Consider the following 19,597-nt stretch of genomic DNA (forward strand, 5'->3'; position numbering starts at 1 on the left):
TACTCTTCCTTCGATTTTGTGCAAATTTAAGCATAAAAACTTTCATCTGCCAAACTGGCAGAAGTTAATTTCTGTTAATCGCTAATGAATCGATTGCATGGGTTGTAAATAATGATGTGTAAATAAAATTTTACAAGAAAAATACAATTAGAGTTTGTAGGGTTGATTTTTTTATTATTTCATAATAAGGGAGTGAAATTTTATTTTTTGTATTTTTTTTTCCACTAAATGGATTTTCATTTCTAATTTTGGGGACAGCGTTTCATAAAAAAAGAACGTCAAAAATTAAAGAGGGAATTTAAGGATATGGCAAAAAATCTTGTAATAGTCGAGTCACCTGCAAAAGCAAAAACAATAGAAAAATATTTAGGAAAAGATTTTATCGTTATGTCTAGTTATGGACATGTTCGCGATTTAGCGAAAGGAGATGGGTCAATTGATGTAGAGAATGATTTTGCACCAACCTATATTGTGTCAACCGACAAGAAAAAAATCATAAGTGAACTAAAGAAACAAGTTAAATTAGTTGATGAAGTTTGGCTAGCATCGGATGAGGATCGTGAGGGAGAGGCTATTTCTTGGCATTTAAAAGAAACGCTTGGATTGGATAAAAAAGGCTATAAACGTATTACTTTCAACGAAATTACAGAGAAAGCTGTATTAAATGCAATTCAAAATCCTAGAGACATCGATCAGGATTTGGTAAATGCGCAACAAGCAAGAAGAGTATTGGATAGATTGGTTGGGTTTGAATTATCTCCCGTATTATGGAGAAAAGTAAAACCATCGCTTTCTGCTGGTAGAGTGCAATCAGTTGCAGTAAGATTAGTGGTTGAAAGAGAACAAGAAATTGAGAAATTTTTATCTGATAGTAGTTTTAAAACAGATGCGCAATTTAAAGTTGGTACTGCTAATCTTAAGGCGAAATTGAATAAAATATTTGAGGATAAAAAAACTGCAGAAGCTTATATTGAGTCTTGTGTGGATTATGACTTTAAGGTGGATGCAATAACAAAAAAACCTGCTAAAAAGAGTCCAACAGCTCCATTTACAACTTCAACATTACAACAAGAGGCTAGTTTGAAATTAGGTTTTTCTGTTTCAAGAACAATGTCTGTTGCACAAAGACTCTATGAGGCTGGGCATATCACTTACATGAGAACAGATTCTGTTAACCTTTCTCAAACTGCAATTGACGCAGCGCAAGATGAAATTGTTTCGGCTTATGGTTCTGAGTTTTTTAAATTTAGAAAATATACAAATAAAGCTTCTGGAGCACAAGAGGCACACGAAGCAATCCGACCAACCAACTTTGCAAATCATACAGTAACTGCAGAGAATGATGAAGAAAGATTATATCAATTGATCTGGAAAAGATCTATCGCATCACAAATGGCGGATGCTAAATTAGAGAGAACTGTAATTAAAATCGCTGGACCAAAAAGTACAGAGTTTACAGCAACTGGTGAAATCGTTTTGTTTGAAGGGTTCTTAAAAGTTTATTTAGAATCTAAAATTGACGATGAGGACGAAGAGATGGATGGTTTATTACCACCATTAAATGAAGGTGATGCATTGATTACAGATTATATTGCTGCAACAGAAAGATTTTCTAGACCTCCAGCAAGATATGTCGAAGCAAGTTTGGTAAAGAAATTGGAAGAATTAGGAATCGGTAGACCTTCTACTTATGCACCTACAATCTCTACAATTCAAAAACGAGCTTATGTTGAACGTGGTATTAGAGATGGTGTCGATAGAAAATATGCCCAGATAGAATTGAAAAATGGAGCTATCAAGACAACTGAGAAAAAAGAGAAAACAGGTAGCGATAAAGGTAAATTGGTTCCAACTGACATCGGACGTGTTGTAACAGAGTTTTTAATTGAGCACTTTGATCAAATTATGGACTTTAACTTTACGGCTAAAGTTGAAAAGGAATTTGATGATATTGCGAAAGGATTAGTGAAGTGGACTAAAATGTTGGAAGAGTTCTACAAGCCATTCCACTTAAGAGTAGAGGATACACTAGAGAATTCTGAACGTGCTTCAGGAGAACGAACTTTAGGTGTTGATCCGAAATCAGGAAAGAATGTGATCGCAAGAATTGGACGTTTTGGACCAATGGTTCAAATTGGAGAGCAAGACGATGAGGATAAACCAAAATTCGCATCTATTCAAAAAGATCAAAGTATTCAAACTATTACACTTGAAGAAGCGCTTGAGTTATTCAAGTTTCCTAAAGTGATAGGTCAATATGAAGATGTTGATGTTAAAGTAAATAAAGGTAGATTCGGCCCTTATGTTCAATTAGATAAACTTTTTGTATCTATAAAAGAAGCAAATGGAGATTCTATTGAAGGAATGACAATTGAAAGAGCAATTGAATTGATAGAGGAGAAGAGAGAAGATGATAGAAATAAATTTATTAAATCCTTCAAGGAAGATGAAACCATGCAATTGTTGAACGGTCGTTATGGTGCTTATTTGAAAATTGGCAAGAAAAACTTCAAACTTCCAAAGGATGTTGAACCTGCGAATTTATCTTATGAAGAATGTGTTGAGATTTCTAAAAATCAACCAAAGCCAAGAGGTAAAAAGAAAAAATAATTTAAGCTATTTATAATTTTCACGGTTAAAAGCATAGGATTGAATGAAAGATATTAGCATCTATTTCAGTGATTTTTATTCAAATGACAATTTTGAAGAAGATCAAATAGGGGCGAAGGTTAATTTTAGCTCAGCTAAAGATTTTATACTTCCGTCAGCGAATAGTATTGCGTTATTATTTGTTCCGGAATACAGGAACAGTGCAGAGCCATTTTCTGAAAAAAATAGTGAGTGGATCAATCAATTCAGAGAAAGTTTCTATAACCTATACAATGGCGACTGGACAAACGAGTTTTTTGATTTAGGCGTCATTCAACCAGGACTTGAAATCAGTGATACATATAATGCTTTAAAAGAAGTGGTGTCCGAATTGGTGAAGAATGATGTTCTGCCTATCGTAATCGGAGGAACTCAAGACTTAACTTATGCAGTTTATCAAGCATATGAAAAGCTAGAACAGACGATTAATGTTATAAGTGTTGATCCAGGATTAGATCTTGGAGATGTTGAGTCTCCAATTGGAGCTGATGCATGGTTGAATAAATTGATGTTACACAAGCCAAATTATCTGTTTAACTATTCGCTTCTCGGATACCAATCTTATTTAGTTCCTAAGCCACAATTAGATTTAATGGAACAATTGTATTTTGATACCTTTAGATTAGGTGAGTATTATGGTAATGCAAAGTTTGTTGAACCATTAATCAGAAATGCTGATTTATTCAGCTTTGATATGAACGCAATAAGAAGTTCGGATTATCAAAACAATAATAAATTTTTACCCAATGGATTCTATGGTGAGGATGCTTGTAAAATAATGAGATATGCCGGATTTAGTGATAAACTCACGAGTTTAGGTATTTTTAATTTCAATAATAGAAGCATTGATTCGAAGAACGACTTGAATTTAATGGCGCAAATGTTGTGGTATTTTATTGAAGGCTATAACCAACGTAAGAATGACTACCCTATAGGCAGTAAAGTGAACTACATTAAATATTCAGTTTCATTAGATGATTTTAAAGATGAAATTGTATTCTATAAATCAAATAAAAGTGGTCGATGGTGGATGGAAGTTCCCTATCCAAAATCGATCGGATCAAAATACCAAAGACACTTGCTAGTCCCTTGTAATTATGAGGATTATCAAAATGCATTAAAGAATGATGTACCTAATTTATGGTACCATGCCTTTAAAAAATTGACTTAATCATTATTTGGGGTGATAAAAAAATAAAATACTTTGATAAAAAAATATCGTTTTTGATAATTTTTATTTATTTTAGCCCCTTGTTGGAGTGTTCTGACGTTAAATGGTATTGAAAAAACTAATTTATGAAGAAAGTTTTATCTTTTATTTTATGCTGCTTTACAATCGGAATTGCCCATGGGCAACAAGATAAACAGTATACGCACTACATGTTCGATCGTATGTCTTATAATCCTGCAACAACAGGTTTTAAAGGGTATTGTGGGACATTGATTTATAGAAACCAGTGGGATAATGTTGTTGATGCGCCAAATACTACTTTGTTAAATGTACAAGGTAATATGCAGAGATTAAAAATTGGACCTGGTGTTATTGGTTTAGGATTGTCTGTTTCTAATGATGCAATCGGATTCCAAAGAAATAATCAATTAATTGTAAACGGTGCATACCATTTTCCAACTGCCTTCGGTACATTGAGTGGTGGTGTTGGTTTAGGATTGGTGAATGTTGGGTATAATCCAGCATGGGTTCCTCCAACAAACGATTTTGATGCGAGTCTTCCAGTTGCAGGAGTTTCAGGTACTGGTTTTGACATGAACTTTGGTCTGTATTGGACAAGTAATGATAACTACTACATTGGAATATCTTCTACACATTTAGCACCAGCAAATCTTCAAACTATTTCTTATAGTGTTGCAAGACATTACTATGTTTATGGTGGATATAATTACGATTTGTCAAAATTAACAGGTGGATCAAGAATTGATTTAAAGCCTAGTGTCTTATTAAAGGCTGATGGTTCTACAATGGTTTTTGATGTGAATGTTATGGCTGATTTTTGGATGAATCAATATTCATTCTTGTGGGCAGGTGTAACTTATAGATATATCGATGCAATCGGTATTATGGTTGGTTACGCGTTCTCACCAAGTGATAATGTCAATACAAACATGTTTAAAATAGGTTATTCGTTTGATATTATGACGAATGCGTTAAACACTTATGGTAAAGGAACGCATGAGTTAATGTTGAATTATTGTATGTTCCCTCCAGCTCCTGCAATTGCAAGACATGGAAACCCGTTTATTTTACAATAATTTAAAATATTTTTGTAACCAATTTTACTCACACTCGTTAATAGAAGACCTAACCCTTATTAAGTCCTGATAGTCGGAAGGTAAAAATTGGTAGAAAAACAAAAGGTAGCATGAAAAAATTAATGGTTTTTGTAGTAGGTATTGCAGTGTTGATTTCAAGCTGTAATACAGGTACTGGTCACTTGACCGGTGTGCAGGGAAGAAAAGCGTTTTTTCCAGAGATTCCACTCGGAATGGTTTATATTCCTTCGGGTTCCTATACAATGGGATCTGGGGATCAAGATGTGCCATTCTTGCATCAGTCTCGATCTAAAGTAGTATCTATTCCAGCTATCTACATGGATCAAACTGAGATAACGAATAACGAGTATCGTGAATTCGTTCATTGGGTGAGAGATTCAATTTTCTTGGAGAGGATCTACGAAAACTTGGATCCAACTGGTAACAATTCTATTGAAGAAGAATTGATAGGGGACATGTTAAGTCATCCTGACGTTTTCTATGATGAAGAGAATCTGGAGTGGAAAGAATTTGATCCATCTGAAACTTACTTGAATAGAGAGAAATTCTCACTTTCATGGAAAGTAAGAGGGATTGATGATGAGGAGATTATTCCATTAATTTCTGATTTATACCTTCGTTCGAATGAAAGATTTTACAAGCGTCGTGATATTGATGTGCGTAAATTGAAATTCAAATACTATTGGATTGATTTAAATGAAGCTGCTAAAAAAGGTCGTGTAAATATTGTTCGTAATGGTTATAACCGTGACGGTGATGCAACGAATCCTAATTTAGATCCACAACACCGTGAATTGAAAAACCCAGATAATCCTTTTACAACTGAACCAGTTGGACAAGATATGGATTTAGGTTACTTCAATAAAATCGGACAGAATAATGCGATTCGTGCACATGAAGATAGAGGTCGTTTTATTATTGAAGAAGTAATTAATGTTTATCCGGATACTTTATGTTGGATTCGTGACTTTACTTATTCGTTTAATGATCCAATGACTAATATGTATTTCTGGCACCCAGCTTATGACAATTATCCTGTAGTTGGTATAACTTGGGTTCAAGCACGTGCTTTTAGTATTTGGAGAACACAAAAATTGAATAGTTGGTTAGCTTCTGTTGGTTTGCCTTGGGTACAAGATTTCAGATTGCCGAATGAGGGTGAGTGGGAATATGCGTCAAGAGGTAACTTAAAGTTAAGTCCTTATCCTTGGGGTGGGCCTTACATCAGAAACTCTGGTGGTTGTATGCTAGGTAACTTTAAACCAATGCGAGGTAGATACTTTGATGATGGAGGTTTCTACACTGTAAAAGCTTACTCTTACAATCCAAATGGTTACGGTTTATATTGTATGGCTGGTAATGTTGCTGAATGGACAGAAACAGCTTTTGACGAATCTGTTTATGAATTCTCACATGACCTTAGTCCTGAGTATAGATATAATGCTTTAGATTGGGATCCACCAGTAATGAAAAGAAAAGTGATAAGAGGAGGTTCTTGGAAAGATATAGGATACTACTTGCAGAATAGTACACGAACTTACGAATACCAGGATACTGCAAAGTCTTATGTAGGATTCAGATGTGTACAATCACATATTGGTAGAGGTGGAGCTGACTACGATTCTGAAGGTGGAAATGAACTGCGTTCTGATGTAGAATTAAGATAGTAAATCAATAATAACCAAATAAATAAATTAATAACAAACTAAAAGCAAGGAACTATGAGACCAGGAACTAAAAAGTGGAAATTATTTATGGCGAAACTGTACGGTATCGGTGCAGCAGTCGTAATTGTCGGAGCATTATTTAAAATTATGCACTGGCCCGGAGCAGGTCCAATGCTTGTAATTGGATTAAGTGCAGAGGCAATAATTTTCGTTTTCTCGGCATTTGAACCATTACACGAAGATCCTAAATGGGAATTAGTATACCCAGAATTAGCATTGGCACACGATGATGATTTTGATTTACATGCTTATTTAGATGAAAAAGGCGAATCAGGACTTACACACGGCGGTGGCGGTGGTGGAGGTGGTACTGTTACAGGTATTACTGAGCAATTCGATAGCCTATTAGAAGAAGCTAAAATTGATGCAGCTTTATTAAATCGTTTAGGCGACGGAATCCGTACTTTAAGTGATAATGCAGAAGGTTTAAAAGCTGTTTCAGGTGCTGCTGCAGCAACTGATAGCTATGTATCAAGTCTTGAAAATGCTTCTGAGCAAATGAAAGGTTTATCTTCAACTTATGAAAAAGCTTCAGCTTCAATTTTAGGATTAACTTCTACTGCTGATGAAGGTGCTTCTTTCGGTGAGCAAATGCAAAAAGTATCTACAAATTTAGCTGCTTTAAATAATGTTTACGAATTACAATTAAAAGGTTCTAGTGCACATTTAGAATCAACTGAGAAATTCCAAAGTCAAGTATCAGAAATGATGTCTAACTTAAGTGATTCAGTTGAAGATACTAAATTGTACAAAGAAAATATGGCCATGTTATCTAAAAACTTAACTGATTTAAATCAAGTTTATGGTAATATGCTAAAAGCTATGACTGTATCTAGAGATTAATTGAGGTCCATCGGGATTATTAATTAAATGTTAAATCAAAAAAAATAGATAAATCATGGCAGGAGGAAAAGAAACCCCTAGACAAAAGATGATTGGTATGATGTACCTCGTACTGACTGCCCTTCTTGCACTGAACGTTTCGAAACAGGTAATTGCTGCGTTCGTAACAATCAATGATAAGTTGGATAGAAGTGCCAATATCATCAACTTAAACAATCAAAGTAATTATACTTCTTTCGAGAAGAAAATTACTACAGTACGAGCTCAAAAAGGTGACGTTGCAGCTGTTGAAGAATGGCGAGATAGAGCTTTGAGAGTTGAAAAAAGAACAAAGCAAACTGTAAGTTTTTTATTATCTGAAGCAAATGAAATGATCAAAACCTCGGAAGGGGCTGATTGGATCGCTGAAGACGGTACGGACGAAGAAGGTTTGATTTTTGAACTTAAACCTTTGGCAGACATTTTAGGTATGGATAATTACGATATTCCAACTAATATGTTTATTGGAGGTAATCCTCAACAACCAGTGCAAAGAGGATTAAATATTCGTGATTCTGTAATAGCTTACCGTAACTCAGTAGCAGAGATTATGGCAACTTATGAAGATGTTCCGAAAAAGAAGAAATATACGTTTACAGCTCCTGAGTCGTTAGACGGTTTAGCTGAAGCACTTAAAACTGCAAACCCTGAAGATACGTCTTCATTGGCTGCATTTATGCGATCTTTAGATATTCCTGAGAAAATTGAGCAAAGAATTCATGGTGTTTCAAATGATGTTCCATGGCCTTCTGCAATGTTTGATCACGCTCCTATTGTTGCGGCAGCAGCAATGTTAACGGCGCTTAAATTGGATATTAAAAACTCTGAATCAATGGCAACGGATTTCTTGTTGACTAAAGTAGATGTTCAAGAATTCGATTTCAATAAAATTGAACCTTTGGCATTTGCAAATACAGGGTATATCAACCAAGGTGACTCTCTTAAATTAAGAGTTATGATCGCTGCTTATGATTCAACTACTGTTCCTGATGTTAAATGGGGACAAGATGCTGATACAGCGAATATGGACAATTGGTTACCTGCAACTAATTTAGCTGACGGTAGTATCGCAATTCGTGGTGACCAACCAGGTCAGCATAAAATTAAAGGTGTAATTTACGTGAAACAACGTGGTGTACCTGTTGCTAAACCTTGGGAATTTGACTATGCAGTTGGACAACCAATGGGAATTGTTGCATTACCAGAAATGCGTGTTTTATACCGTGGGTATGATAACGTAGTTGAAGGTACGGCTTCTGGTTTCCCCGCAGATAAAGTTACTTTAACTGGAAGTGGTTGTCAACTTGTTAAAAAAGGTTCTCAATACATTGCTAAAGTTGGATCTGGTGTTCGTGAAGCTACAATTAGTGTTAGTGGACGTAAAGATGACGGTGGTAGTGTTTCTTTAGGAGCTTTTAAATTTAAAGTAAAAGCCTTACCTACACCAGGATTGTACTTAGGGGGGATCTCTCAAGGTCAATCTCCAGGTTTATCTAACGTGAAAGCGCAAGGTAGAGTAAACTGTCGTTACGATGAAAGTGTTCCTTTGACTAACGTATCATTTAGAATTACAAGTGGTACAGTATCAGTTGATGGAATCATGAGAAAAGGTAAAATCACCGGTGGTGGTAATCTTGATTCGAATGCGAAAAGTATTTTAAGTCAATCAAAAGGAAAACAGGTGACTTTATTGGTTAATTACTCTGGACCGGATGGTGTTTCTAAAAGAACAGCATTGGTGTTCCAAACAAAATAATCAAATTAAAAACGTGAGTTATGAAAAGATTAATTTTTTCTTTAGTGATGTTGAGTGTGGTTGTAGCTTATGCACAACCAGACATTCGTGGACCAATTGCTAGTCCAGCACCCGGTGTATTAGACGGGGTTTATGTACAAGAACATATTCCTACCAAAAAGGTAGTACCTTATGATTTTGTTCGTGAAGCTGATGTGACTTGGGCACGAAGAGTGTGGAGTTTTGTTGACTTACGTGAAAAGTTTAACCATCCACTTTATTATCCGTTGGATGATCTTCAAAATGGTATGTGGCAAAAAAATACAACACGTTGGAGTCTTTGGACAATTATACGTCATCATGTTATGACGGGTGATTTAACAATCTACTCTCCATTCAATCCTAATTGGGAACAATGGGTGGATGGTGATATGTTCAAGTATCCAGTTGTTTCGAATTTGCCAAATGGTACTTATTTTACGGATAAGGAATTTCGTGAACGCGCATTCATTTATATGGGTAGTGAACAAGTTGATCCTTTCGCGGAACCATTAAAAAGTTATGTATACCCAGATGAAGATTCATTAAGAGAAAATCCAGAAACTGGATTTATGGAGGCTGTTTATCCTCCAAGTGATACAATTTGGTATACATCAAAGGATATCGTTCAATACCGAATTAAAGAAGATTTCTTTTTCGATAAAGAACGTTCTGTTATGGATCGTAGAATTATTGGTATCGCACCAGTAGTATATAGCCGTGATCAAAATGGTAATATAAGTGGGCTTAGAGAATTATTCTGGTTGTACTTTCCTGAATGTAGATATGTGTTCCAGAACTTTTTTGTTCAAAGTAGACACAATGATGCACAAAGAATGTCTTTTGATGATTTATTTTGGAAAAGAATGTTCCAAAGTACAATCTATAAAGAAACAAATATTTATGATCGAAGTGTAGACAGTTATAGAGCTGGCGTTGACGCCCTGCTTGAAGCTGAAAAAATTAAAGAGAAAATTGCTAATTTCGAACACGACCTTTGGAGTTTCTAAAGATTTCGATCAAATCATTAAAAAGAGGCTAACTGAAAAGTTAGCCTCTTTTTTTTGTTACTTTTTTTCCTTTCCTGTATTAGCCTATTAAACCTTAAAAAAACAAAGATATGGCCGGAGGAAAAGAAACACCTAGACAAAAAATGATTGGAATGATGTATTTGGTATTAACTGCTTTACTTGCATTGAATGTATCAAAAGAAGTGATTTCCGCATTTGTAACCATTAATGATAAACTAGATGCTAGTTCTAAAATTATTGATAATAAAATTGAAGATGATCACGCCGCCTTCAATATGAAAAAGATGACTTTATTAGCGAATAAGTCAGACCTAACAACCTTTAATTTGTGGAATAATAAAGCTGACTCATTAAAAGCATTATCCAATGAGACAGTAAGCTTTTTATTATCCGAGTGTAATAGTATGATAGAAGCTTCTGAAGGGAAGAAGTGGGTGTCAGACAAGGCTTTTGATGCATCAGGCAATATAATGTATCTAGAACCCTTAAAAGATATTAATTCGAAGGATAATTATGATATTCCAACCCGTATGTTTGTTGGTGGGAATCCTAAACAGCCAAATGAACGTGGCTTAAACGTTCGCCTACAGATTCACAATTATCGAGATCGTGTTTTAAAAGCAATGGCTAATTATACTGAAGCCAATAGTATATGGTCTTTTACGCCACCTGATAATGTAAATGGATTAACAGAGGCGCTCAAATCTGCAAATCCGAAAGATACTGTTAAGCTCGCACAATTTTATAAATCGCTTACGATACCTGAAATGCTATATGATGATGGTGAACAACAAGATTTGCCTTGGTCGTCAGTTACATTTAATCATGCGCCAATTGTTGCAGCAGCAGCTATGTTTACTTCGTTTAAAGTAGATATTAAAAATGCGCAAGCAATGGCAACTGAATTCATGTTGGCTAAAATTGAAGAAGCACCATACTATATAAACAAGATTGAACCAATGGCAATGGCAGCAAAAGGTTATATTAATCAAGGTGACTCATTGCAATTAAATGTTTTGATTGCGGCTTATGATTCGACAGAATCTAATATCATTCGATATGGCATGGATGAGGATACTATTCCTGAACGCTGGAAAGAAACACAAGGACCATTTTCTTTAAGTGGTGCCTCAGCAGGTTTACACAAAGTAAAGGGTGTAATTGGTGTAAAGGAAAGAGGGAAAATAGCATGGAAACCTTGGGAGTTTGATTATACAGTAGGCCAACCTACAGGGATTGTTTCATTGCCTCAAATGCGAATTCTATACCGTGGTTTTAAAAATGAGGTGGAAGGAACTGCTTCTGGCTTTCCTAACGAAAGTATCAGCTTACAAGGAAATGGTTGTCGAATTGTTAGAGAAGGTGGTAAATGGATTGCATTACCAAATTCTGGTGTAAGAAATGCAACGATTTCTGTAATCGCTAGAAGAGATGATGGCTCAAGTATAAATGTTGGAACCTATTCGTTTGACGTCAAACCTTTACCTGATCCTGAATTGTATCTTGGATCGATTAAAAATGGACAAACTGTATCCCGTGGAACTGCTGTGGCGCAAACAAGAACAAGCACCAGATATGACAATAGTGTGAATCTAACTGGTGTCAATTTTCCTATTTTAGGTGGAACAATTTCTGCGAGTGGATTGATGTTAAAAGGTAAGATTTTACCAGGGGGCGGAATCGATGAAAATGCGAGAAAAGTATTACAACAGTCAAGTGGTAAACAAGTAATGGTCACTGTTAAATACGAAACACCTGATCTTATTACAAAAGAAAAAGGAATTTTATTTACTGTGAGATAAGGAAAGGGGAGGATTAAACCTCCCTTTTTTATTAGACTAAAATTGAAATCAACTGTGTGCGTTTGTTATAATCGAACTCAGGTTTATAGAAGAATACGATTAAAGTCGTAAATTTGCCAAAAAATTACTTTTTCCATGATTAGAATTGGCGCCTTATCTTATTTTCTTCCACAAGGACATTTATATAAGAATATCTCACTATTTATTGATCGTGGTGATAAAATTGGTCTTACCGGTAAAAACGGTGTAGGCAAATCAACATTATTGGGTCTAATCTCTAAACAAATTGCACCTTCCGAAGGAACAGTGATTGTTGAAAAAGGAATTTCTGTAGGCTATTTAACACAGGATATTGAGATTGAAAAGGATATTGCAGTCAGAGAATACATCGAAAAGTCGAATACAGAAGTATCTGGATTACAAGAACGATTAGACTTTGTAAATAATGAATTAACGACTCGTACAGATTACGAATCGGATAGTTATTTAGAACTAATTCATGAAGTAACAGAAATCAATGATCGTTTAACTGTTCTGGATGCCCATTCGTTTGCTGAAAAAATAGAATCAGTACTTAAAGGGTTAGGTTTTAATCCGAATGAATTTGATAATAAGATTGGTAGTTTCAGTGGAGGATGGCAAATGCGTGTAGAGCTGGCAAAACTATTGGTTAATAATCCAGAGGTTTTATTAATTGATGAGCCAACCAATCACCTTGATATTGTTTCTATTCAGTGGTTGGAAAATTATTTACAGAATTTTAAGGGTGGTTTGGTATTGATATCTCACGATAGAAGATTCCTAGATAATGTGACGAATCGAACAATAGAGATTGCCAACCAACGATTATACGATTATAAGTGTAACTACTCTAAATATCTTGTCTTACACGCTGAAGAAATGGAGCGAACAATGCAAGCGAAAAAGAATCAAGATAGAGAGATTAAACGAACTGAAGAATTAATCAGTAAATACCGGGCAAAAGCAAATAAAGCTTCGTTCGCACAGAGTTTGATTAAAAAACTGGATAAAGTAGATCGTATTGAAATAGACACGATTGAAAGAAAAGCATTTAATTTAAAATTCACATTAGAGAATCCTTCTGGAAAACGTGTCATTGACATGAATGGCATTTCTAAAACTTACGGAACTAAAACGTTGTTTGATAAATTGGATGTTGTTTTGGCACGTGGTGAAAAGATAGCATTGTTAGGACCAAATGGTGTAGGAAAATCAACATTGATAAAATGTATCAATAAAGAAATTCGTTTTGATGGGGAGATTGAGTACGGGCACAATGTAAAAGTAGGTTATTTTGCACAGGATTCAGCTGAGAAATTAGACCCAGAAGCAACAGTCTTTAAAACAATTGATGACATAGCAGTAGGCGATAAACGAAAAGATATTAGAGCAACTTTAGGAGCCTTTTTGTTTCAAGGGCAAGATATTGAAAAGCAAGTAAAAGTATTATCAGGAGGAGAAAGAACACGTTTAGCAATTTGTAGGTTATTATTCCAAGAATTCAATTTCTTAATTATGGATGAGCCTACCAATCACTTAGATATCCAAAGTAAGGAGATTCTTAAAGAAGCTTTAAAAAAATACGAAGGAACTTTATTGTTAGTATCGCATGATAGAGATTTTTTAGACGGATTGAGTAATAAGATTTGGGAGATTAACGATGGTAAAATTAAAACACACTATTTTGGTGTGAACGAATTTTTGGATCGAATTAATTCCATGTCATTAGAAAACCCGATTGTAAAAGATGTGCCTGTTGAGAAGAAACCAGCTGCAGAGAAAGTAGTTACTAATGAGGAAAAGCAAAAAATCAAAAAGTTAGAGACGAAAATCAAAAATTGTGAGAGAAAGATTGAAGATCTTGAAGCAAAATTGAAAGAGGAAACGAAAGCTTTAGAAAATGCGCCATTTGACGATCAAGAATTATATCAAGCAGCAGTAGAGAAATTTGAGAGTGCTAAAAAGGATTTAGAAGGCGCTATGGCGAATTGGGAAGAAGCAGCAATGCAATTGGACGAATTATCTTAAAACTATCAACAATCATCGTTTTTAACTATTCATGCTAGGAGTAAATTAGATTTTTTACGGAATGGTTTAATTGGAGTATAATAAATACTCTTTTAAATCGTATCAGAATTTATCTTGGATCTATTACTATACTAAAATGAAAAACGTTGAATTTGTAAAATGATATCGCAATTTATCAGCATTTAGCTTACTATCCACTAACCACTAACCACTAACCACTAACCACTAACCACTAACCTACGCTTTCTTAAAATCACTTTTAATTCTCGCAAGTGGTTTTTCAATAAGATTATAACTGAGATCCGAAACAACCCAGGTTGCAATATATCCAGCTAAAGTTATCCCTAAAATGGCATAAGCCGAATCTAATTTATAATCAAGTGATTCGATAATGATCATAATTAATACACCAATAATTGACTGGTAAATGACCATCCCATAATTAATTCTACCAAGATGAGTTAAGACTTTTTTCTTTCTCATTTTAGTAGAAAGACTCTTACCAAACGTTTGTTCTATGATAATATATCCAACAAAAATTGAGATTAAAAAAGGAACAAGTAGCATTAGAATGGTATTCGAGAATAATAAATAACCGAAAACGAAAATGATTGATCCCACTACATAAAGACCCAGATTAACATTTTTACTAAAGGTTTTTATCTTGTTGATAATAGAACTTTCATTTCGAATCCAATTGGCTACAATGGCTCCAATTCCAATAGGAATTCCATATGCCATTGTATCAAAGAAATAATCTGTTCCTAAATAATAATGAATACCACGATCGATAATACCGGCAATAATAAAGATGATTGAAATCGGGACAATCTGTTTTATCAAATACTTCATCACAATTCCCCAAACCAAATAATACTGAATAAACATATAAATTGACGCAATCACTGCCAGATATATATATTGATTCTGGGTGTTCGAAATCATGTAATTTGGAATCAGAAAAAGGTAGTATTCGCTAGAATGTTCTAAAATCGGGCGCAATGCAAGTACTTTAACCAACCAAGGGTGTATTAGAAAAGCAAAAAGTAACCCAATAAATAAAATAGGAAAAAGTCGAATAACTCTTCGAATTAAAAAGTCTTTAAATGAAAATGATTGGAGGTATTTATGTTCTCTTAATCCATTAGATGTTGCCAAAAAGGCAGCAATAACAAAAAAGAAATCCATGCTACTAAGCGCAGTGTACCTAATTAAGTTTACTGCTTCGTAAATCATTCCTTCCTCCTGAGTCTGGATTAACTTTAAAATGCAGAAAATATAAATTGGTAAAAATGCAATCGCCCTTAAGCCATCAATATCTTTAAAATGTAACCGTTTATTACGTGGCATAAATATGTTGGGATTACTTAAACTTATAGTGAAGCGTGGTCAAAACGTTCAATTGCAAATATATAAAACTATTTAACATTTTTTTTAGGACTTCATAAACATACTGATAGATAGATTAATTAAAAAAAATTAACTTTGACATATGCAAATTACAAAGTTAAACGCGTTGATATTATCAATTGCAGGTGGCACATTATTGGGCCTTAGTTTTCCCTTTACAGGCAGTCTTTTTCCATTAGTGTTTATTTCCTTTGCGCCTTTGTTGATTGTGAATTTAATCCCAACAAAAACGACGAAGACACCGTTCTTCTTGCGTTTTTCTTTTAATTTAATCTACTTTTTAATTTTTAATGCAATAACAACTTGGTGGATTTATAACGCTTCTGAAGGAGGTGCTTATATGGCAGTGATCTGTAATTCGTTATTAATGACAATTCCATTAATGCTGACAGGATTAATCTCTAGACAATTAGGAGAGAATAAAGGCTTGTTGACTTTTTTAGTGCTTTGGTTATCTTTTGAATATGGACATTATTATTGGGAATTATCTTGGCCTTGGCTAAGTTTAGGTCATGTATTTGGCAATTTCCCTGCGCTGATTCAATGGTACGAATTTTCAGGCGTAACTGGCGGAAGTCTCTGGGTGTTATTTGCCAACATATTGGTTTATTTAGTCATCAGAAATGTTTGGTTTAAAAAAGAATCATTCGGAATTCAACGTCCAATAATTTTGATGCTTTCTTTGGTTTTAGTTTTGCCAATATTAAGTTCTCTATTTATTTATTATCGCTATGACGAACAAATTGACCCTGTTCGTGTTGTAGTAGTTCAACCGAATATTGATGCGTATACTGAAAAGTTTGCTACACCAGTGCAAGATCAATTGAATAAGATATTCGATTTAGCGAAGAATGAAGTCGATAGTTTGACAGATATTGTCATTTGTCCAGAAACTGCCATCGCACGAGGAATAAATGAAGAACAAATTGAAGAGGCGAGCTTAATTCAATCAATTAAAAACTTTAGTAGTCAACATTATAATGTTCCATTTTTAATTGGTGCTGATACTTATAAGTTTTTTGATACTTCAAATTCTTTGGCTGCTAAATATTTGCCAAATCACGATCGTTGGGTTGAAGGTTACAATACGGCTTTACTAATCGATCCGAATTTACAAACCCAAATATACCATAAGGCAAAAGCTGTTCTAGGCGCTGAAAAGTTACCTTTTTTAGCTTGGTTTCCATTCCTTAAAAAATATGCAGTTGAACTAGGAGGAACCTCAGGGATGATTGGTTTAGGAGAAGAACCAATGAACTTCTCTTCAAAAGGACTTTTTTATGCACCTTTAATCTGCTATGAATCTGTTTATGGTGACTATGTAAGTTATTTTACTGCACGCAGAGCTGACATTCTTTGTGTTATCACTAATGATGGCTGGTGGGGAGATACGCCTGGCTATAAACAACACCGCATGTTTTCACGAATTAGAGCCATTGAGAATAGAAGGTCTATCGCACGATCAGCAAATACTGGAATCTCTTGTTTAATCGACCAAAAAGGAAATATAATTCAAGAATTAGGATGGGATGAAGCAGGTGTAATTAAAGCAGATTTAAATATCAACAAAGAGATCACTTTTTTTGTTCGTTATGGCGATGTAATTGGCCGCATTTCAATCTTTGTCGCGCTCGCATTGATGCTTTACGCATTAACAACTTATTTAAAATCTAGAGGCGTTAAAGCCGTGAATTAAAAGTTTAAACCAACCTCAGCTCTGCCACCGCTAACCATGTTTTTTTGACAGTTTAACAGCCATCTTGGCGATTGATGATCTGTTTTATGACAGTTTGTCCTAGGAATTAACTTGGCAACATATTTGAAAAGGCTAAATAAATTCTAATAGCAATGTCAGAAAATAACAACGAAGAAATAAAAGATAATTTAGATCAAGAAGAAACACTTAACGAAAAAGTAGGTCAAGAAGAGGTTTCTGAAGGCAATACTGAGGAAGTAGTTAAAGAAGTTTCTCCAGAAGATAAGTATAACGAATTGAACAATAAGTACGTTCGTTTATATTCTGATTTTGATAATTTCAGAAAAAGAACAATTAAAGAAAAGGCCGATATCATTAGCACTGCGAACGCAAGTTTGATGGTTGATTTGATTGGTGTTTTAGACGATTTCGAAAGAGCAATAGCGAACAACGAAAAAGTTGAAGATATCGAGAATTTAAAAGAAGGATTCAATTTAATTCATACGAAATTCGCTAACCTTTTAAAGAATAAAGGGTTGGAGCCGATGGAAGCAAAAGGTGAAGTTTTTAATGCTGATATTCATGAGGCAATCACCAATGTTCCAGTAACTGATGAGAAGGATAAAGGTAAGGTGATTGACGTAATTGAAAAAGGCTATAATTTGAGAGGCAAAATGTTGCGTTATGCAAAGGTAGTTGTTGGACAATAAGTGTTGAATAAGAAAAAGTAGAATGAGCGAAAAAAGAGATTATTACGACATACTAGGTTTAGAGCGCAATGCAGATGAGAAAGAAATTAAAAAAGCATATAGAAAAATTGCTTTAAAGTTTCATCCTGATAAAAACCCTGACGACAAATCTGCTGAAGATAAGTTTAAGGAAGCTGCAGAAGCATACGAGATTCTTAGTAATGCCGATAAGCGCGCAAGATATGATCGTTTTGGACACCAAGGAGTAGGCGGTGCATCACAAGGCGGCGGTGGCGGCTTCGGCGGAATGAATATGGATGATATTTTCGATCAATTCGGAGATATTTTTGGTAGTTCTTTCGGCGGTGGCGGCGGCGGACGTAGAGGCGGCGGTGGCGCAAGAACAGCGCGTGGATCTGATTTAAGAATTAAAATAAAGCTGAACCTAAAAGAAGTAGCATTAGGTGCAACCAAAAAAATAAAAGTTAATAAGTTAGTCAATGCTGAAGGCGTGACTTACAACACTTGTAAAACTTGTGATGGTCAAGGGCGTGTATTGCGTGTAACGCAAACGATGTTAGGCGCGATGCAAACACAGTCTACATGTCATAGCTGTCATGGAACAGGTAAACTTATTGATAAGAAACCAAATGGCGTTGATGCACAAGGTCTGAAAAGACAAGAGGAAGTAGTGGAAATAAACATTCCAGGTGGTGTTGAAGAAGGCATGCAATTAAAGGTAGGTGGAAAAGGGAATGCAGGTCCTTTTAACGGGATTCCAGGTGACCTTTTAGTCGTGATTGAAGAAGAGAAGCACGAATTATTACAGAGAGATGGAAACAACCTTCATTACGAAGCTTATGTAGGATTCATTGATGCGGTTTTAGGAGCGTCTATAGAGATACCTCTAATTGAAGGCAAAGCAAAAGTGAAAATTGAAGCTGGTACACAAAGTGGAAAAATGCTTCGATTAAGAGGTAAAGGTTTGCCGAGCATTCAAGGATACGGACATGGTGACATTCTGGTTCATGTTAATGTTTGGACGCCTAAAAAGGTTTCAAACGAAGAAAAAGAAATATTAGAAAAGTTGAAAAAATCAGACAATTTTGCGCCGCATCCAGGTTCAAAAGAAGAAGGCTTTTTTGACAAAATGAAAAACTTTTTTCATAATTAATTATCAAAATATATCTTAAAAAGAACCAGCTTCATTTATTTGGAGCTGGTTTTTTTGTTTTTATTAGGGCGTTCCTCCATCCCCTCCATTTCGTCCCGATTTCTATGGTTAAACCAAATTTAATTTAAACTTTTTTTGATAAATTCTATTTTGGTTAACGCAAGAGAAAATTCTAAGGATTAATTTGTTTCTTACCGCATTTAGCACACTCATTTTATTCTTTCCTTCAGCAACTTTACGAAGGTAATAATGCTTTAAATCCCCTTCACATTGAATCGCTGACATTGCTGCCATATGTAGTATTGTTTTAATCGATTTATTAGCCATCGGGGATACTCTTGATCTTTTGTTTACACTGGTTCCTGAAGAGTAGTCAAACGGAACTACTCCGCTATAACAAGCATATTTTTTAGCCTCTTTTATGT

14 protein-coding genes are annotated in these 19,597 nt (G+C 34.9%); 12 read left to right on the forward strand and 2 right to left on the reverse strand.

Annotation, left to right across the window (positions count from 1 at the left end):
• Nucleotides 1-306: 306 nt before the first annotated feature.
• The 9 genes from topA (at nt 307) to T367_RS0113965 (ending at nt 14,203) form a co-directional block, all read left to right on the forward strand.
• Complete coding sequence (topA, locus tag T367_RS0113925; protein ID WP_027420405.1) at nt 307-2,610, forward strand: type I DNA topoisomerase; 2,304 nt, start codon at nt 307-309, stop codon at nt 2,608-2,610.
• A gap of 43 nt (nt 2,611-2,653) precedes the next feature.
• Nucleotides 2,654-3,820 carry a formimidoylglutamase gene (locus T367_RS0113930; RefSeq protein ID WP_051568558.1) on the forward strand — a complete coding sequence of 389 codons (1,167 nt, stop codon included), beginning with the start codon at nt 2,654-2,656 and terminating at the stop codon, nt 3,818-3,820.
• Between the two features lie 125 nt (nt 3,821-3,945).
• Entirely contained in the window at nt 3,946-4,917 is a 972-nt protein-coding gene (locus T367_RS0113935) for a PorP/SprF family type IX secretion system membrane protein (RefSeq protein WP_072032208.1), read from the forward strand.
• A gap of 110 nt (nt 4,918-5,027) precedes the next feature.
• Nucleotides 5,028-6,605, forward strand: a complete 1,578-nt coding sequence (porK, locus tag T367_RS22440) for a T9SS ring complex lipoprotein PorK/GldK (protein WP_051568559.1) — start codon at nt 5,028-5,030, stop codon at nt 6,603-6,605.
• Nucleotides 6,606-6,659: 54 nt separating this feature from the next.
• Nucleotides 6,660-7,508 (forward strand): type IX secretion system motor protein PorL/GldL, encoded by an 849-nt coding sequence (gene porL, locus T367_RS0113945; protein WP_027420408.1) that lies wholly within the window; start codon nt 6,660-6,662, stop codon nt 7,506-7,508.
• A gap of 55 nt (nt 7,509-7,563) precedes the next feature.
• Nucleotides 7,564-9,303, forward strand: a complete 1,740-nt coding sequence (gene porM, locus T367_RS0113950; protein ID WP_027420409.1) for a type IX secretion system motor protein PorM/GldM — start codon at nt 7,564-7,566, stop codon at nt 9,301-9,303.
• 20 nt (nt 9,304-9,323) lie between these two features.
• The gene (gene porN / locus T367_RS24055) at nt 9,324-10,331 is read left to right on the forward strand and encodes a type IX secretion system ring subunit PorN/GldN (RefSeq protein ID WP_072032209.1); all 1,008 of its coding nucleotides are present in this window, start codon (nt 9,324-9,326) and stop codon (nt 10,329-10,331) included.
• Nucleotides 10,332-10,441: 110 nt separating this feature from the next.
• The gene (gene porM, locus T367_RS0113960) at nt 10,442-12,154 is read left to right on the forward strand and encodes a type IX secretion system motor protein PorM/GldM (protein ID WP_027420410.1); all 1,713 of its coding nucleotides are present in this window, start codon (nt 10,442-10,444) and stop codon (nt 12,152-12,154) included.
• Nucleotides 12,155-12,289: 135 nt separating this feature from the next.
• Nucleotides 12,290-14,203 (forward strand): ABC-F family ATP-binding cassette domain-containing protein, encoded by a 1,914-nt coding sequence (locus T367_RS0113965; protein WP_027420411.1) that lies wholly within the window; start codon nt 12,290-12,292, stop codon nt 14,201-14,203.
• A gap of 237 nt (nt 14,204-14,440) precedes the next feature.
• On the opposite strand, the gene T367_RS0113970 is transcribed toward T367_RS0113965, so the two are convergent.
• On the reverse strand, nt 14,441-15,553 hold the full coding sequence (locus T367_RS0113970) for an acyltransferase family protein (protein ID WP_027420412.1): 1,113 nt from the start codon (nt 15,551-15,553) through the stop codon (nt 14,441-14,443).
• Between the two features lie 142 nt (nt 15,554-15,695).
• Here T367_RS0113970 and lnt point away from each other — a divergent pair, with 142 nt between their 5' ends.
• The 3 genes from lnt to dnaJ all read left to right on the forward strand — a co-directional run bounded on the left by lnt (nt 15,696) and on the right by dnaJ (nt 19,172).
• A complete protein-coding gene (gene lnt, locus T367_RS0113975; RefSeq protein ID WP_027420413.1) occupies nt 15,696-17,309 on the forward strand; it encodes an apolipoprotein N-acyltransferase in 1,614 nt (537 codons plus the stop codon).
• Between the two features lie 152 nt (nt 17,310-17,461).
• Complete coding sequence (locus T367_RS0113980; RefSeq protein WP_027420414.1) at nt 17,462-18,019, forward strand: nucleotide exchange factor GrpE; 558 nt, start codon at nt 17,462-17,464, stop codon at nt 18,017-18,019.
• A 22-nt stretch (nt 18,020-18,041) separates the two neighbouring features.
• Complete coding sequence (dnaJ, locus tag T367_RS0113985) at nt 18,042-19,172, forward strand: molecular chaperone DnaJ (RefSeq protein WP_035844109.1); 1,131 nt, start codon at nt 18,042-18,044, stop codon at nt 19,170-19,172.
• 108 nt (nt 19,173-19,280) lie between these two features.
• On the opposite strand, the gene T367_RS0113990 is transcribed toward dnaJ, so the two are convergent.
• Nucleotides 19,281-19,597: transposase (locus T367_RS0113990; protein ID WP_027420416.1), on the reverse strand; the 317-nt coding region annotated here is incomplete at its 5' end.

The organism is Crocinitomix catalasitica ATCC 23190 (assembly GCF_000621625.1).
Taxonomy (GTDB): domain Bacteria; phylum Bacteroidota; class Bacteroidia; order Flavobacteriales_D; family Crocinitomicaceae; genus Crocinitomix; species Crocinitomix catalasitica.

Coding starts and splice junctions, on each gene's coding strand:
- T367_RS0113980 (WP_027420414.1), top strand. CDS start 17,462: ATGTCAGAAAATAACAACGAAGAAATAAAAGATAATTTAGATCAAGAA.
- T367_RS0113930 (WP_051568558.1), top strand. CDS start 2,654: ATGAAAGATATTAGCATCTATTTCAGTGATTTTTATTCAAATGACAAT.
- T367_RS0113965 (WP_027420411.1), top strand. CDS start 12,290: ATGATTAGAATTGGCGCCTTATCTTATTTTCTTCCACAAGGACATTTA.
- dnaJ (WP_035844109.1), top strand. CDS start 18,042: ATGAGCGAAAAAAGAGATTATTACGACATACTAGGTTTAGAGCGCAAT.
- porM (WP_027420409.1), top strand. CDS start 7,564: ATGGCAGGAGGAAAAGAAACCCCTAGACAAAAGATGATTGGTATGATG.
- T367_RS0113935 (WP_072032208.1), top strand. CDS start 3,946: ATGAAGAAAGTTTTATCTTTTATTTTATGCTGCTTTACAATCGGAATT.
- porM (WP_027420410.1), top strand. CDS start 10,442: ATGGCCGGAGGAAAAGAAACACCTAGACAAAAAATGATTGGAATGATG.
- topA (WP_027420405.1), top strand. CDS start 307: ATGGCAAAAAATCTTGTAATAGTCGAGTCACCTGCAAAAGCAAAAACA.
- T367_RS0113970 (WP_027420412.1), bottom strand. CDS start 15,553: ATGCCACGTAATAAACGGTTACATTTTAAAGATATTGATGGCTTAAGG.
- porN (WP_072032209.1), top strand. CDS start 9,324: ATGAAAAGATTAATTTTTTCTTTAGTGATGTTGAGTGTGGTTGTAGCT.
- lnt (WP_027420413.1), top strand. CDS start 15,696: ATGCAAATTACAAAGTTAAACGCGTTGATATTATCAATTGCAGGTGGC.
- porL (WP_027420408.1), top strand. CDS start 6,660: ATGAGACCAGGAACTAAAAAGTGGAAATTATTTATGGCGAAACTGTAC.
- porK (WP_051568559.1), top strand. CDS start 5,028: ATGAAAAAATTAATGGTTTTTGTAGTAGGTATTGCAGTGTTGATTTCA.